This window comes from Streptomyces sporangiiformans, from assembly GCF_005768555.2.
GTDB classification, from domain to species: Bacteria; Actinomycetota; Actinomycetes; order Streptomycetales; family Streptomycetaceae; genus Streptomyces; species Streptomyces sporangiiformans.
This window is the reverse complement of the sequence record NZ_VCHX02000153.1, coordinates 27,500-41,773: the sequence shown is the minus strand read 5'-3', so window position 1 is coordinate 41,773 and position 14,274 is coordinate 27,500. Positions and strand designations below refer to the sequence as shown.

General features: G+C 67.4%; 18 protein-coding genes. All 18 read left to right on the top strand.

Going from position 1 to position 14,274, the window contains the following annotated elements; all coding sequences use genetic code 11:
• Window positions 1-25: 25 nt before the first annotated feature.
• Entirely contained in the window at window positions 26-4,567 is a 4,542-nt protein-coding gene (locus FGD71_RS24070; RefSeq protein ID WP_119102590.1) for an RHS repeat-associated core domain-containing protein, read from the top strand.
• Window positions 4,568-4,575: 8 nt separating this feature from the next.
• Complete coding sequence (locus tag FGD71_RS24065; RefSeq protein WP_140935937.1) at window positions 4,576-5,097, top strand: hypothetical protein; 522 nt, start codon at window positions 4,576-4,578, stop codon at window positions 5,095-5,097.
• A 3-nt stretch (window positions 5,098-5,100) separates the two neighbouring features.
• Window positions 5,101-5,580: a hypothetical protein gene (locus FGD71_RS24060; protein WP_119102588.1), complete on the top strand. Its 480-nt coding sequence runs from the start codon at window positions 5,101-5,103 to the stop codon at window positions 5,578-5,580.
• A gap of 346 nt (window positions 5,581-5,926) precedes the next feature.
• Window positions 5,927-6,928, top strand: a complete 1,002-nt coding sequence (locus FGD71_RS24055; protein WP_119102586.1) for a hypothetical protein — start codon at window positions 5,927-5,929, stop codon at window positions 6,926-6,928.
• Window positions 6,929-7,452: 524 nt separating this feature from the next.
• Window positions 7,453-7,761, top strand: coding sequence for a 30S ribosomal protein S10 (gene rpsJ, locus FGD71_RS24050; RefSeq protein WP_003948644.1), 309 nt, complete (start codon window positions 7,453-7,455; stop codon window positions 7,759-7,761).
• A 16-nt stretch (window positions 7,762-7,777) separates the two neighbouring features.
• Window positions 7,778-8,422, top strand: coding sequence for a 50S ribosomal protein L3 (gene rplC, locus FGD71_RS24045; RefSeq protein ID WP_119102585.1), 645 nt, complete (start codon window positions 7,778-7,780; stop codon window positions 8,420-8,422).
• Between the two features lie 8 nt (window positions 8,423-8,430).
• Window positions 8,431-9,087, top strand: coding sequence for a 50S ribosomal protein L4 (gene rplD, locus FGD71_RS24040; protein WP_119102584.1), 657 nt, complete (start codon window positions 8,431-8,433; stop codon window positions 9,085-9,087).
• Entirely contained in the window at window positions 9,087-9,509 is a 423-nt protein-coding gene (gene rplW, locus FGD71_RS24035) for a 50S ribosomal protein L23 (protein WP_119102583.1), read from the top strand. Before rplD ends, rplW begins: the two co-directional genes overlap by 1 nt.
• 40 nt (window positions 9,510-9,549) lie before the next feature.
• The gene (gene rplB, locus FGD71_RS24030) at window positions 9,550-10,386 is read left to right on the top strand and encodes a 50S ribosomal protein L2 (protein WP_119102582.1); all 837 of its coding nucleotides are present in this window, start codon (window positions 9,550-9,552) and stop codon (window positions 10,384-10,386) included.
• A gap of 12 nt (window positions 10,387-10,398) precedes the next feature.
• Window positions 10,399-10,680, top strand: a complete 282-nt coding sequence (gene rpsS, locus FGD71_RS24025; protein ID WP_010986346.1) for a 30S ribosomal protein S19 — start codon at window positions 10,399-10,401, stop codon at window positions 10,678-10,680.
• A gap of 41 nt (window positions 10,681-10,721) precedes the next feature.
• Entirely contained in the window at window positions 10,722-11,069 is a 348-nt protein-coding gene (gene rplV / locus FGD71_RS24020) for a 50S ribosomal protein L22 (protein ID WP_119102581.1), read from the top strand.
• Window positions 11,069-11,908: a 30S ribosomal protein S3 gene (rpsC, locus tag FGD71_RS24015; protein ID WP_119102580.1), complete on the top strand. Its 840-nt coding sequence runs from the start codon at window positions 11,069-11,071 to the stop codon at window positions 11,906-11,908. Before rplV ends, rpsC begins: the two co-directional genes overlap by 1 nt.
• 5 nt (window positions 11,909-11,913) lie before the next feature.
• Window positions 11,914-12,333, top strand: coding sequence for a 50S ribosomal protein L16 (gene rplP, locus FGD71_RS24010; RefSeq protein WP_119102579.1), 420 nt, complete (start codon window positions 11,914-11,916; stop codon window positions 12,331-12,333).
• A complete protein-coding gene (gene rpmC, locus FGD71_RS24005; protein WP_003974259.1) occupies window positions 12,333-12,557 on the top strand; it encodes a 50S ribosomal protein L29 in 225 nt (74 codons plus the stop codon). Before rplP ends, rpmC begins: the two co-directional genes overlap by 1 nt.
• Window positions 12,557-12,844 carry a 30S ribosomal protein S17 gene (gene rpsQ, locus FGD71_RS24000; RefSeq protein WP_119102578.1) on the top strand — a complete coding sequence of 96 codons (288 nt, stop codon included), beginning with the start codon at window positions 12,557-12,559 and terminating at the stop codon, window positions 12,842-12,844. The genes rpmC and rpsQ overlap by 1 nt, the downstream gene beginning before the upstream one ends.
• Window positions 12,845-13,022: 178 nt before the next feature.
• A complete protein-coding gene (rplN, locus tag FGD71_RS23995) occupies window positions 13,023-13,391 on the top strand; it encodes a 50S ribosomal protein L14 (RefSeq protein ID WP_003998823.1) in 369 nt (122 codons plus the stop codon).
• Between the two features lie 2 nt (window positions 13,392-13,393).
• A complete protein-coding gene (gene rplX / locus FGD71_RS23990; RefSeq protein ID WP_053674523.1) occupies window positions 13,394-13,717 on the top strand; it encodes a 50S ribosomal protein L24 in 324 nt (107 codons plus the stop codon).
• Window positions 13,717-14,274: a 50S ribosomal protein L5 gene (gene rplE / locus FGD71_RS23985; protein ID WP_119102577.1), complete on the top strand. Its 558-nt coding sequence runs from the start codon at window positions 13,717-13,719 to the stop codon at window positions 14,272-14,274. The genes rplX and rplE overlap by 1 nt, the downstream gene beginning before the upstream one ends.

The following is a 14,274-nucleotide window of genomic DNA, read 5'->3' as shown; positions in this document are numbered from 1 at the left end:
GGTTTGGCGTGACGGGGGTTGCGTGATGGCGGGGTATCGGCCGACGGATTGGCATGTCCTGGACTTGGAGAAGGATCCGACGCCGGGGGATCCGGACCGGGTGCGGTCTTTGGCGAAGAGTCTGCATGACTTCGCCGATGACGTGCAGGACGCGCTGCGGCTGGTGAAGGGGATGGCGGAGGAGGAGGCCGTCCTGACGTGGGTGGGCAAGACCGCCGAGGTGTTCCAGGACGAGTTCTCCGGGGTTCCGAAGAACCTGAAGAAGCTCAAGAAGTCCTACGACTTGGCCGGTGACGCGCTGGCGGCGTACTGGCCCAAGCTGGAGCGCGCCCAGGCGCTGGCCGACAAGGCGCTGGCCAAGGGCCGTGAGGCGCAGGCCGATCTCTCCTCCGCCAAGTCCCGCCTGTCCACGGCCGATTCATGGGTGAGTCGGGCGACCAAGGAGGCGGACAAGTACGAGGAGGACAAGAAGGCGGGCAAGGATGTCCCGAAGCCGGACGAGGACAAGGTCCGCGCCGCCACTCGGGATGCGCAGAACGCGGAGTCCGCGCAGACGTCCGCGCAGTCGGATGTCAACTCGGCCCAAAGCGCTCTGGACGCGGCGAAGAAGATGGCCGCCGACGCGCGGCAGATGCGCGAGGACGCCGCCGGCGAGGCGAAACGCAAACTCGACGAGGCCTCCGACGCGGGTATTCAGAACCGTAAGTGGTACGAGGAGGTCGGGGACTGGTTCGAGGACAACTGGGACACCATCGTCGCGGTCTGCAAGGTCGTCGTCGCCGTCCTCGGGGTCATCGCGCTGATCATCGGCGGGCCGATCCTCGGCGCGATCGTCCTGGTCGCCGCGCTGGTCGTGCTGGCCGACACCCTCAACAAGTACGCGAAAGGCCAAGCTTCCCTGTGGGATGTGGCGTTCGCCGCGCTGGACTGCATCCCCGGCATGAAGGGTTTGACCAGCCTCCGCGGACTTGCCAAGGGTCTCAAAGGCCTCAAGGGCGGCCTCAAGGGCATGGCGGCCGGCGTACGCGGTCTCGGCAAGGGCGCCCGGAGCATGCTCGCCCGCGGTCAGGACGCTTTCGCACGCAACGCGAAGGCGATCATGGCGAAGCTGACCGACCCGATCGACCTGGCGACCGGGAAGATGTACCTGCCGCAGACGGACATCGAACTGCCGGGCCTGCTGCCGCTGGTGCTCTCCCGCAGGGTGGAATCCGGATACGGCGTCGGCTGGTGGTTCGGCCCCTGCTGGGCCTCAACTCTCGACGAGCATCTGGAGATCGACGCCCAGGGTGTCGTCTACGTCACCGAGGCCGGACAACTCCTGCCGTATCCGCACCCCGAGGGCCCCGACGCACCGATACTGCCGGAGGCGGGCCAGCGCTGGCCACTGCGTCGGCTCGACGACGGTGGCTACGCCGTGTTCCAGACGGACACCGGTCACACCCGATTCTTCACCGCTCCTGAGGGCGGGGTGGCCCGGCTGCGGCAGATCACCGACCGCAACGGGCACTCCATCACGTTCGACCACGACGAGTACGGAGCCCCGACCGCGGTACGGCACTCCGCCGGCTACCACGTCAAGGTCGACACGGAGGACGGTCGGGTCATCGCGCTTCACCTGGTGGGCGCCGCGGCGGACGGCACGGACGTCACGGTGAAGCGGTTCGGCTACACGGACGGCCTGCTCACCGAGGACATCAACTCCTCGGGGCTGCCGCTGCGTTACCGCTACGACGAGCGCGGCCGGGTTATCTCCTGGACCGACCGCAACGACTCCGGATACACATACACGTACGACGAACTGGACCGCTGTATCGCCGAGAGCGGCGAGGGCGGGCACTTCACGCTCACCCTCGACTACGACCAGACGCTGCCCGAATACCCGGGCCACAAGGTCACTGTCCTCACGACCGCCGAAGGCGCGGTATCCCGCTTCGTCGTCAACGACGCCTGCCAGGTGATCGCCGAGATCGATCCGCTCGGCCACACCACACGCACGACCTACGACCGCTACCACCACCTCACGTCCCAGACCGATCCGCTCGGTCATGTCACCGAGTACGTGAACGACGAGGCGGGCCACCCGCTGGTGATCCGCCGTCCCGACGGCCGCGAGACCAGGGCGACGTACAACGAACTCGGTCTGGTCACCGAGACCGTGCTACCGGACGGCCTTCGCTGGGCCCGTACGTACGACGAGCGCGGCAACGGCCTCACCCTGACCGATCCGACGGGAGCCACCAGCCACTTCGCGTACGACGAGCACGGTCGGCTCACGGAGTTCACCGACGCGCTCGGCCGAACCACACACCTCACCTGCGATCAGGCAGGCCTCACTGTGGAGGCGGTCGATCCGCTCGGCGGCCGTACCCGCTTCGAGCGCGACGCCTTCGGTCGGCCGGTCGCCGAGACAGGCCCGATGAACACGATGACCCGCTGGGAGTGGACCACCGAGGGCAACCTGATCCGCCTTGTACGCCCGGACGGGGCCAACGAGTCCTGGACGTACGACGCCGAGGGCAACTGCCTGAGCCACACCGACGCCGGGGGCGCGCAAACGCACTACGAGTACAGCCACTTCGATCTGCTGACCGCTCGGACCGAGCCCGACGGCGCGCGCTACCGCTTCGAGTACAACGCACAGCTCCAGCTGACCCAGGTGACCAACGCGCATGGGCTGACCTGGGACTACACGTACGATGCCGCCGGACAACTGGTCGCCGAGTCGGACTTCGACGGCCGCATCGTCGGCTACGAACGCGACGCGGCGGGACGGCTCATCTCCCGTAGGACCCCTCTCGGGGAGATCATCCGCTACACCCATGACGCGCTGGGACAGTTGACACGCACCGAGGCTGGGGGCCGGGCAACCGACTTCACATACGATCCGGCGGGCCAGCTGGTGCGCGCGCTGTGGCCGGACGGAGAGCTGACCCGCACCTACGATCCGGCAGGGCGGCTGACCGCCGAGACAGTCGACGGACGCACCCTGCACCTGGCCTACGACGCCGTCGGCCAGCTCGTCGAGCGGCGGACGCCCTCCGGGGTGCGCACCGTCTACACCTACGACGCGGCAGGTCAGCGCACGCAACTCGCCACAGCGGGACGAACGCTCGCGTCCGCCTACGACGCCGCGGGCCGCGAAACGAGCCGACGCTGGGGCAACGCGGTGCACATGTACCAGAGCTGGGACGCCGTAGGCCGGCCGCTGAGCCGGCAGCTGACCGCTCCGGGCGGCCCGGTATTGCCCCCGCAGGACCACACCTGGCGCCCGGACGGCGCGCTGACCATGGCCGGCGATCAGCGGTACACGCAGGACCGTGCCGGGCGGGTCACCGAGGTGCGCGGACCCGACTGGACGGAGTCTTACGCCTACGACGAGTCGGGCAACCAAGCCGAGGCCCACTGGCCCTCCGGTCACCCCGGAGCCGAAGCCGTCGGGGCGCGTACGTACGAGGGCACCCGCCTCATGTCGGCCGGAAGCGTCCACTACGAGCACGACGCGGGCGGGCGCCTCACCTCCCGTCGCCGCACCCGTCTGTCGCGCAGGCCAGACGTGTGGCAGTACACCTGGGACGCCCAGGACCGGCTGACCTCGGTCACGGTGCCGGACGGCACCGTCTGGCGCTATCGCTACGACCCGTTCGGGCGCCGTATCGCCAAGCAGCATCTGTCCGCCGACGGCAGCTCGGTGCTGGAGGAGACGCTCTTCACCTGGTACGAGGCGACGCTGGTCGAGCAATCCAGTGCGTCCGTACAGTGGCCGAGTGTGCAGACCCTGACCTGGGAGTTCGACGAGGGCGGGGTGGCACCGGTTGCCCAGACGGACCGCTACACCTCCGCCTCTGCCGCTGCTTCGGCCCCCCAGGACGAGATTGACGCCCGCTTCTACGCCATCGTGACCGACCTCATCGGCACGCCCACCGAACTCCTCGACGAGACGGGCACCGTCGCCTGGCGCAGGTCCTCGACCCTGTGGGGCTCCACGACCTGGAACCCGGACGCCACCGCCTACATCCCGCTGCGTTTCCCCGGCCAGTACCACGACCTGGAGACTGGCCACCACTACAACGTGCACCGGCACTACGACCCTGAGACCGGGAGGTACCTCAGTGCCGATCCGCTCGGCCTGCTCCCGGCCCCCAACCCCGTCGCCTACGTCCACAATCCGCTGACGTGGGCCGACCCTCTCGGGCTTTCCCCGTACGCGCCGATTCGGATCAAGCCCGGCCAACAGCTGAGCGGGGCTTACAAGTTGAGCCCGCCGGAGATGGAGTTCGTGAAGGCGCTGATGGCGCGGAAACCGAATCTGCACGTGTACCGGACACATGGTGAGAAGTTCCAAGGCGACTTCATGGCTGTGGACATGTCGGACCCCAAGAACCTCGTGGCATTCGTCGTCGACCATAAAATGGGTGGCGGAAACGCCGGACAGCAGCTCAAGAATGCGATGGAAGCCGCACGGCACGTCAACATCACGGATCCCAGCAGGGTCATCACGGGGTCGGGTGACACTCCCAAGCTGTTGGAGCTCATGAGCCGCGGCCGAGGGGAATGGAACAGATAATGATCGTCTTGCCGTCCAGGCTCAACGACCTGTTGGGCGACGTGGATGACACCAGGGCGGCGACGCTGGCCCTGGACTTCGCGGAGCACGCGGTCGAACTCCAGGCGGACGCACTCGACCCCAAGATGCGGAGCGCGTACGCCGAGTACGTTGCCGCCGCCCGCGAGGCGATCGCGCTCGGGCGGGCGAACGACCGGCTCGTCCGGGCATACGACGTCTTCTTCGAGGTCGGCTGGGAATTCCCCGGGCACTCCGATGTGACAGGTGTCGCGGATTCCGCCATCCGGCTCGGCTGCCAGCAGATGCTCATGGACGTCGGCGCGATGAACGAGGCGGGCAGGACCAATCCGACCTGCCAGTACATCGCCCGCCGGGCCCAGTCGGACGTAGGCCGCTGGTACGCCCAGCTGGCGTCGGCCGATGCCGACCGCCGTCAGGCGGACCGTGCCGCCCGCTGGGAGGAGGCCCGTTGGCAACTGCTCCATGTGATCACCACGGAGCCGAATCCGCATGCCGCGGACGCCGGATAAGCGATGGCGCGTGACTGGTACCGAGGCGGCCAGTGGGACCAAGTGCCGGAGTCGGTCCTTGAGATGATCGCCCGGTGCGATGCGGAGCGGCTGGAGGTGGAGCGGTCGCGGGTCGCGCCGGAGCTGCGGGAGAAGATCACGGCCCCCGAGTACTCGGTGGCGGACCGGTTCGCGTCCTGGGAGCGCGTGGTGCGCCGGATGGAGCCGGGCTGGTCGAGTGAGGACTTCTGTCCCGTCAGCGCGTACAGCAACGACCTGGACTCCCGGGACTCGCTGGACGAGGTGATGCACGCACTGCCCACGGAGGCGCGTGAAGGCGCGTTGGGAGGGCTGCTGGCGCGGCTGGACGCGCGCTTCTGTGCCGCGAGCCTCCCGGACCCGGAGCGCTCCCTGCGCCCCTGGGTACGCCCGACGAACCAGAAACCCGAGGCTGAGCTCGCGGAGTGGTGGAAACGCAAGCCGGTTCGCGAGCCCTGGGACTGATGTCTGATGCAGCTGGATGACCTGCATGGTTGGTACGGCCGGTTGCGGGCCGAGTTGGACGTGGCGCGGTTCGAGGTCGGATGGCGGGGACCGGAACCCGGCCGGGCCAAGGCGAGCGCGTGACTGAGCGTCGACGGGCCCGAGCGGTTGGGTGAGCTGGTGGTCTGGGAGACCGGTGAGGCGCAGCTGCAGTTGGGGGATGTGGCCGGCGGGCTGGTCACCGACGAGAGGATGTGGGCTGGCGGACGCGGAGCAGCTTGCGACCGCTGTGGGCAGGATGACCGCATGGGCGGCAGGTGGGGCATGACCCGAGGTCTCGGCGTCCTTGCGGGCGGATAGGAGGACCATGGCGCGTACCACTCCCGAGCGCCCCGTGGACATCGAGGAAGTCATTCCCGAGCTGTCCGGATACCGCGGGCTCGGTACCCGGCTGCACCCACGGCCGGGGGCTCCCCGCCCGGAGCAGAGTTCCGTCGGAGGGCCGTTCCTGTGGCCCGCGGACGAGCCGTGGCCCACGTGTACGGAGCCGCACAGGCGTCGGTTCGGTGAGCGCCTCAGCGATGTCCGTCTGCGTCGGAAGATCCTCGCCGAGGCATGGAGCCGACGACCGGGCCCCGGACAGTCCGAGGGGCCGACGGACGAGGAGTTCGAGCTCCTCCGCTCTCTCCGACGGGGGCGGCACGCCCCCTGGCTGGCCGATACGGACCCGATTCCGCTGATGCCGGTGGCCCAGTTGTACACGCGCGACGTGCCGGGCCTGAGTCTGCCGGGCGATGCGGATGTGCTGCAGGTCTTCTGGTGTCCATTCAATGCGCACGGAGAGGAGCGGGGTGTCGCCGTGCACATGCACTGGCGAAAGACTTCCGACATCTCCGCGGTGCAGGCCGAGCAGCCGGAGCTGGAAGTCGTGGGGCGGGAAGAGTACGTACCGGACCCCTGCGTGCTGCACCCTGAGCAGGTCACGGAGCACCAGTGGGGAGACCTGCTGCCTTTCTCGATCCGTTCCCGCCTCGACGAGTGGGAGGACTGGGAGGACGAGGAAGCGGTCAGCTACCAGTTCGACCTCTCCGTCCCCCCGGGCTGGAAGGTTGGCGGATACGCCCCGTGGCCTCTCACCGGACCTCAGGAAATGGTGTGCGGGTGCGGGCGGCAGATGGAACTCCTGCTGACGATCGACAGCAGGGAATGGGACAAGGGAACCCGCAGCTGGATCCCGCTCGAGGACCGCGATGTGGCCGACACGGAGGCGAACACTCCGACGCAGATCGTCGTGGGGCGCGGCGGCCGTCTCATGGTCTTCGTATGCTCTTCCGACTGGTCGCATCCGCACCGGGTCGTCCTGCAGTAGGGCAGTAAGGCAGGCCTCACGGGCTGCGTAGCCGGTGTCACTCCCCGTTGCCGTCGACGGGTCAGGGCAGAGGCGCCAGAGCGCCGCGCGGCCCGCGTTTGACCCAGGTAACCCCCGGGGTACCCTCTACGGCTCGATTGGCCAGCTCCATGCCCCGTATGGCAGACTATCGGGGTTGCTCGGTTGAGTGCCGATGCTGCGCGCCTCCCGCCGGGAGGACCGGAAGCGAGTCCCACAGTACTCGTCGTTCCAACTGTCCCAAGGGCTGTAAGGGCCCCCACGGCAGCGCTGGGGCGGACGTACGGGAATCTTCCGGGAAGTGTCAGCGGGGTACCGGCCAGGCGCCCGGTGGGTGTTTCACCCTCGGTTCCGCGGTCGACGATCGCACCCCCTGGAAGGGATATCCCGTGTGGATATCTGTGTCAGCGAGGGAGCGACACGCCCGACCGCGTGGGTCGGAGGCAAGGCGCGAACCCCCGGGGTCGCCAGAGCGTTTTATTGAGAGACAGGACTACGGAGTAGCCATGGCGGGACAGAAGATCCGCATCCGGCTCAAGGCCTACGACCACGAGGTCATCGACTCTTCGGCGAAGAAGATCGTCGAGACGGTGACGCGCACTGGTGCGTCGGTCGCAGGCCCGGTGCCGCTGCCCACTGAGAAGAACGTGTACTGCGTCATCAAGTCGCCGCACAAGTACAAGGACTCGCGCGAGCACTTCGAGATGCGCACGCACAAGCGCCTGATCGACATCCTCGACCCGACCCCGAAGACCGTTGACTCCCTGATGCGACTCGACCTCCCGGCCGGTGTCGACATCGAGATCAAGCTCTGAGGCCGGTGATCTGAGAATGGCTAAGCAGATCAAGGGCATCCTGGGCGAGAAGCTCGGCATGACGCAGGTGTGGGACGAGAACAACCGTGTTGTTCCGGTCACCGTCGTCAAGGCCGGCCCGAACGTCGTGACCCAGGTCCGTACGAACGACGCCGACGGCTACGAGTCGGTCCAGATCGCCTTCGGCGAGATCGACCCGCGCAAGGTGAACAAGCCCCTCAAGGGCCACTTCGCCAAGGCCGACGTGACCCCCCGCCGTCACCTCGTTGAGATCCGCACGTCGGACGCCAGCGAGTACACGCTCGGGCAGGAGATCACCGCCGAAACCTTCGAGGCCGGCGTGAAGGTCGACGTCACCGGCAAAAGCAAGGGCAAGGGCTTCGCCGGTGTCATGAAGCGCCACAACTTCCGTGGCCTCGGCGCCGGACACGGCACCCAGCGCAAGCACCGCTCTCCCGGCTCCATCGGTGGCTGCGCCACCCCGGGCCGTGTGTTCAAGGGCCTCCGCATGGCGGGTCGCATGGGCAACGAGCGGGTCACCACCCAGAACCTGACCGTCCACGCCGTTGACGCGGAGAAGGGTCTGCTGCTCATCAAGGGCGCGGTTCCCGGTCCGAACGGCGGCCTCGTCCTGGTCCGCACCGCGGCCAAGGGGGCCTGAGGTAACCGATGAGCACTGTTGACATCCTTTCGCCGGCAGGCGACAAGGCCGGCACCGTCGAGCTCCCCGCGGAGATCTTCGACGTTGAGAAGGTCAGCATCCCGCTGATCCACCAGGTCGTCGTCGCACAGCTGGCCGCTGCCCGCCAGGGCACGCACAAGACCAAGACCCGCGGCGAGGTTCGTGGTGGCGGTAAGAAGCCTTACCGTCAGAAGGGCACCGGCCGCGCGCGCCAGGGCTCGACCCGCGCCCCGCAGTTCGCCGGTGGTGGCGTCGTGCACGGTCCCGTGCCGCGTGACTACTCGCAGCGGACCCCGAAGAAGATGAAGGCCGCGGCCCTGCGCCACGCCCTCACCGACCGGGCCCGCAACAACCGCGTCCACGTCGTCTCCGGCGTGATCGAGGGCGAGGCCCCGTCCACCAAGGCCGCCAAGACCCTGTTCGGCAAGATCAGCGAGCGCAAGAACCTGCTCCTGGTCGTCGACCGGGCCGACGAGGCCGCGTGGCTCTCCGCCCGCAACCTGCCCCAGGTGCACATCCTGGAGCCGGGCCAGCTGAACACGTACGACGTTCTCGTCTCGGACGACGTGGTCTTCACCCAGGCCGCTCTCGAGTCCTTCGTGTCCGGCCCGAAGGCCACTGACACCGAAGGGAGCGAGGCCTGATGGCTACCCGTCACCCCGCTATCGCCTCGAAGGCCGCCAAGGCCGCCAAGGCCGCGCGCGTCGCCAAGGCGAAGCGCATCGCGACCCAGGGCAAGTTCGACGTCGAGCCGACCCCGCTGAGCAAGAGCTACACGGACCCCCGTGACGTCCTGCTCAAGCCGGTCGTCTCCGAGAAGAGCTACGCGCTCCTCGACGAGGGCAAGTACACGTTCATCGTCGACCCGCGGGCCAACAAGACCCAGATCAAGGAGGCCGTCCAGGCGGTCTTCTCGGTCAAGGTCACCGGGGTCAACACGATCAACCGCCAGGGCAAGCGCAAGCGGACCCGTACGGGCTTCGGCCAGCGTGCGTCCACCAAGCGCGCGATCGTGACCCTCGCTGAGGGCGACCGTATCGACATCTTCGGCGGTCCGACCGCCTAAGGGCGGTCCGGATCGTCCGATATCGGACGAGGACTGAGAAATGGGAATCCGCAAGTACAAGCCGACTACGCCGGGCCGTCGTGGCTCCAGCGTCGCCGACTTCGTCGAGGTCACGCGGTCCACGCCGGAGAAGTCGCTGGTCCGCCCGCTGCACAGCAAGGGCGGCCGTAACAACGCCGGTCGTGTGACCGTTCGCCACCAGGGTGGCGGACACAAGCGCGCCTTCCGTGTGATCGACTTCCGTCGTCACGACAAGGACGGCGTGCCGGCGAAGGTCGCGCACATCGAGTACGACCCCAACCGCACCGCGCGCATCGCGCTGCTGCACTACGCCGACGGCGAGAAGCGCTACATCCTCGCCCCGCGCAACCTGCAGCAGGGCGACCGCGTCGAGAACGGTCCCGGGGCCGACATCAAGCCGGGCAACAACCTGGCGCTCCGCAACATCCCGGTCGGTACCACGATCCACGCGATCGAGCTCCGTCCGGGTGGCGGCGCCAAGTTCGCCCGCTCCGCCGGTGCCTCCGTGCAGCTGCTCGCGAAGGAGGGCCAGATGGCCCACCTCCGTATGCCGTCCGGTGAGATCCGCCTGGTCGACGTGCGCTGCCGCGCCACCGTCGGCGAGGTCGGCAACGCCGAGCAGAGCAACATCAACTGGGGCAAGGCCGGCCGTAAGCGCTGGAAGGGCGTTCGCCCGACCGTTCGCGGTGTGGCGATGAACCCGGTTGACCACCCCCACGGTGGTGGTGAGGGCAAGACCTCCGGTGGTCGCCACCCGGTCAGCCCCTGGGGCCAGAAGGAAGGGCGTACTCGTTCGCCGAAGAAGGCCTCGAACAAGTACATCGTCCGCCGCCGCAAGACGAACAAGAAGCGCTAGGAGCGGGTTTAGATGCCGCGCAGTCTCAAGAAGGGACCCTTCGTCGACGACCACCTGATCAAGAAGGTGGACGCCCAGAACGAAGCTGGTTCCAAGAACGTCATCAAGACCTGGTCCCGTCGCTCCATGATCATCCCGGCGATGCTCGGGCACACGATCGCGGTGCACAACGGCAAGACCCACATCCCGGTGTTTGTCACCGAGTCCATGGTCGGCCACAAGCTCGGCGAGTTCTCGCCGACGCGCACCTTCCGGGGTCACGTCAAGGACGACCGGAAGTCGAAGCGCCGCTAAGCGCGGGGTGAATGACCATGACAGACACTGAAGGGACAACCATGGAAGCCAGGGCCCAGGCGCGGTACATCCGCGTCACGCCCATGAAGGCCCGCCGAGTGGTGGACCTCATCCGTGGCATGGACGCCACGGAGGCTCAGGCGGTCCTGCGTTTCGCCCCGCAGGCCGCGAGCGAGCCGGTCGGCAAGGTGCTGGACAGCGCCATTGCCAACGCCGCGCACAACTACGACCACACCGACGCCGACAGCCTTTACATCTCCGAGGCGTACGTCGACGAGGGCCCGACCCTGAAGCGGTTCCGTCCGCGTGCCCAGGGCCGCGCCTACCGGATCCGCAAGCGGACCAGCCACATCACCGTGGTCGTCAGCAGCAAGGAAGGAACCCGGTAATGGGCCAGAAGGTTAACCCGCATGGGTTCCGGCTCGGTGTCACGACCGACTTCAAGTCGCGTTGGTACGCCGACAAGCTGTACAAGGACTACGTCAAGGAAGACGTCGCCATCCGTCGGATGATGACGTCCGGCATGGAGCGCGCCGGTATCTCGAAGGTGGAGATCGAGCGCACCCGTGACCGCGTGCGGGTGGACATCCACACCGCTCGTCCCGGCATCGTCATCGGCCGCCGTGGCGCCGAGGCCGACCGCATCCGCGGTGACCTCGAGAAGCTCACGGGCAAGCAGGTCCAGCTGAACATCCTCGAGGTCAAGAACCCCGAGACCGACGCTCAGCTGGTGGCCCAGGCCGTTGCCGAGCAGCTGTCCTCGCGTGTCTCCTTCCGCCGCGCCATGCGTAAGAGCATGCAGTCGGCGATGAAGGCGGGCGCCAAGGGCATCAAGATCCAGTGTGGTGGCCGTCTCGGCGGCGCCGAGATGTCCCGCTCGGAGTTCTACCGCGAGGGCCGCGTGCCCCTGCACACGCTCCGCGCGAACGTCGACTACGGCTTCTTCGAGGCCAAGACGACCTTCGGCCGCATCGGTGTGAAGGTCTGGATCTACAAGGGCGACGTCAAGAACATCGCCGAGGTCCGCGCCGAGAACGCCGCTGCCCGCGCCGGCAACCGCCCGGCCCGTGGTGGCGCTGACCGCCCGGCCCGTGGTGGCCGCGGTGGCGAGCGTGGCGGTCGCGGTCGCAAGCCGCAGCAGCAGTCCGCGCCGGCTGCCGAGGCCCCCAAGGCCGAGGCTCCCGCCGCCGCTGCCGCTCCGGCTGAGAGCACTGGAACGGAGGCCTGACCGACATGCTGATCCCTCGTAGGGTCAAGCACCGCAAGCAGCACCACCCCAAGCGCAGTGGTATGGCCAAGGGTGGTACTGAGGTCGCATTCGGCGAGTACGGCATCCAGGCGATCACCCCGGCGTACGTGACGAACCGTCAGATCGAGGCCGCTCGTATCGCGATGACCCGTCACATCAAGCGTGGCGGCAAGGTCTGGATCAACATCTACCCGGACCGCCCCCTCACGAAGAAGCCCGCCGAGACCCGCATGGGTTCCGGTAAGGGCTCCCCCGAGTGGTGGGTCGCGAACGTCAAGCCCGGTCGGGTGATGTTCGAGCTGTCCTACCCGAACGAGAAGATTGCGCGTGAGGCGCTTACCCGCGCTGCTCACAAGCTTCCGATGAAGTGCCGCATTGTCCGGCGCGAGGCAGGTGAAGCGTGATGTCGGCCGGTACCAAGGCGTCCGAGCTGCGCGAGCTGGGCAACGAGGAGCTTCTGGCGAAGCTTCGCGAGGCCAAGGAAGAGCTGTTCAACCTCCGCTTCCAGGCGGCGACCGGTCAGCTCGAGAACCACGGCCGTCTGAAGGCGGTCCGTAAGGACATCGCGCGGATCTACACCCTGATGCGTGAGCGCGAGCTGGGCATCGAGACGGTGGAGAGCGCCTGATGAGCGAGAGCAACGTGACTGAAGAGACGAAGGCCGGGCGCGGCTTCCGCAAGACCCGTGAGGGTCTGGTCGTCAGCGACAAGATGGACAAGACCGTCGTCGTCGCCGTCGAGGACCGCGTCAAGCACGCGCTGTACGGCAAGGTCATCCGCCGTACGAACAAGCTCAAGGCGCACGACGAGCAGAACGCCGCCGGTGTCGGCGACCGTGTCCTCCTCATGGAGACCCGGCCGCTCTCCGCGACGAAGCGCTGGCGCGTCGTCGAGATCCTCGAGAAGGCGAAGTAATCAAGCGGGGGTTTTGCCCCCGCTGCCCCTCGCTGGGGGCTCTGCCCCCAGCGCAGGTTTTCCGTCTCAAGAGGCCAAGTAATTCCTGCGGGAGCAACCCGCAGGACGGTTCCGCCAGGCTCGCAGGTTCGGCCCGAAGAGGTCCCTGCGGGAACCGGCAGACAAACAGGAGATAGACGTGATCCAGCAGGAGTCGCGGCTGCGTGTCGCCGACAACACTGGTGCGAAGGAGATCCTTTGCATCCGTGTGCTCGGTGGCTCCGGTCGCCGCTACGCGGGTATCGGTGACGTCATCGTCGCCACCGTCAAGGACGCGATCCCCGGTGGCAACGTGAAGAAGGGTGACGTCGTCAAGGCGGTCATCGTTCGCACCGTCAAGGAGCGCCGCCGTCCGGACGGCTCGTACATCCGCTTCGACGAGAACGCCGCCGTCATTCTGAAGAACGACGGCGACCCTCGCGGCACCCGTATCTTCGGCCCGGTAGGCCGTGAGCTGCGCGAGAAGAAGTTCATGAAGATCATCTCGCTCGCGCCGGAGGTGCTGTAAGCATGAAGATCAAGAAGGGCGACCTGGTCCAGGTCATCACCGGTAAGGACAAGGGCAAGCAGGGCAAGGTCATTGCCGCTTACCCGCGCGACGAGCGTGTCCTGGTCGAGGGTGTCAACCGGGTCAAGAAGCACACCAAGGCCGGTCCGACGGCTCGCGGTTCGCAGGCCGGCGGCATCGTCACCACCGAGGCGCCGATCCACGTCTCCAACGTCCAGCTGGTCGTGGAGAAGGACGGCAACAAGGTCGTGACCCGCGTCGGTTACCGCTTCGACGACGAAGGCAACAAGATCCGCGTTGCCAAGCGGACGGGTGAGGACATCTGATGACGACCACCACCAGCCCGCGTCTGAAGCAGAAGTACCGTGAGGAGATCGCGGGAAAGCTGCGTGACGAGTTCAAGTACGAGAACGTCATGCAGATCCCCGGTCTCGTCAAGATCGTGGTCAACATGGGTGTGGGCGACGCCGCCCGCGACTCCAAGCTGATCGAGGGCGCCATCCGCGACCTCACCACGATCACCGGTCAGAAGCCGGCCGTCACCAAGGCCCGCAAGTCCATCGCGCAGTTCAAGCTGCGTGAGGGCCAGCCGATCGGTGCCCACGTCACGCTCCGTGGCGACCGCATGTGGGAGTTCCTGGACCGCACCCTGTCGCTCGCGCTGCCGCGCATCCGCGACTTCCGTGGTCTGTCCCCCAAGCAGTTCGACGGCCGTGGCAACTACACCTTCGGTCTCACGGAGCAGGTCATGTTCCACGAGATCGACCAGGACAAGATCGACCGCGTCCGGGGTATGGACATCACCGTGGTCACCACGGCGACCAACGACGCTGAGGGCCGCGCGCTCCTTCGTCACCTCGGCTTCCCCTTCAAGGAGGCGTGA

What these genes read in the sequence shown, in the direction of transcription:
- rpmC (WP_003974259.1), top strand. Translation starts at nt 12,333, where the DNA reads ATGTCGGCCGGTACCAAGGCGTCCGAGCTGCGCGAGCTGGGCAACGAG.
- rplE (WP_119102577.1), top strand. Translation starts at nt 13,717, where the DNA reads ATGACGACCACCACCAGCCCGCGTCTGAAGCAGAAGTACCGTGAGGAG.
- rplX (WP_053674523.1), top strand. Translation starts at nt 13,394, where the DNA reads ATGAAGATCAAGAAGGGCGACCTGGTCCAGGTCATCACCGGTAAGGAC.
- FGD71_RS24070 (WP_119102590.1), top strand. Translation starts at nt 26, where the DNA reads ATGGCGGGGTATCGGCCGACGGATTGGCATGTCCTGGACTTGGAGAAG.
- rpsQ (WP_119102578.1), top strand. Translation starts at nt 12,557, where the DNA reads ATGAGCGAGAGCAACGTGACTGAAGAGACGAAGGCCGGGCGCGGCTTC.
- rpsS (WP_010986346.1), top strand. Translation starts at nt 10,399, where the DNA reads ATGCCGCGCAGTCTCAAGAAGGGACCCTTCGTCGACGACCACCTGATC.
- rpsC (WP_119102580.1), top strand. Translation starts at nt 11,069, where the DNA reads ATGGGCCAGAAGGTTAACCCGCATGGGTTCCGGCTCGGTGTCACGACC.
- rplB (WP_119102582.1), top strand. Translation starts at nt 9,550, where the DNA reads ATGGGAATCCGCAAGTACAAGCCGACTACGCCGGGCCGTCGTGGCTCC.
- FGD71_RS24060 (WP_119102588.1), top strand. Translation starts at nt 5,101, where the DNA reads ATGGCGCGTGACTGGTACCGAGGCGGCCAGTGGGACCAAGTGCCGGAG.
- rplD (WP_119102584.1), top strand. Translation starts at nt 8,431, where the DNA reads ATGAGCACTGTTGACATCCTTTCGCCGGCAGGCGACAAGGCCGGCACC.
- rplC (WP_119102585.1), top strand. Translation starts at nt 7,778, where the DNA reads ATGGCTAAGCAGATCAAGGGCATCCTGGGCGAGAAGCTCGGCATGACG.
- rplV (WP_119102581.1), top strand. Translation starts at nt 10,722, where the DNA reads ATGGAAGCCAGGGCCCAGGCGCGGTACATCCGCGTCACGCCCATGAAG.
- rplW (WP_119102583.1), top strand. Translation starts at nt 9,087, where the DNA reads ATGGCTACCCGTCACCCCGCTATCGCCTCGAAGGCCGCCAAGGCCGCC.
- rpsJ (WP_003948644.1), top strand. Translation starts at nt 7,453, where the DNA reads ATGGCGGGACAGAAGATCCGCATCCGGCTCAAGGCCTACGACCACGAG.
- FGD71_RS24055 (WP_119102586.1), top strand. Translation starts at nt 5,927, where the DNA reads ATGGCGCGTACCACTCCCGAGCGCCCCGTGGACATCGAGGAAGTCATT.
- rplP (WP_119102579.1), top strand. Translation starts at nt 11,914, where the DNA reads ATGCTGATCCCTCGTAGGGTCAAGCACCGCAAGCAGCACCACCCCAAG.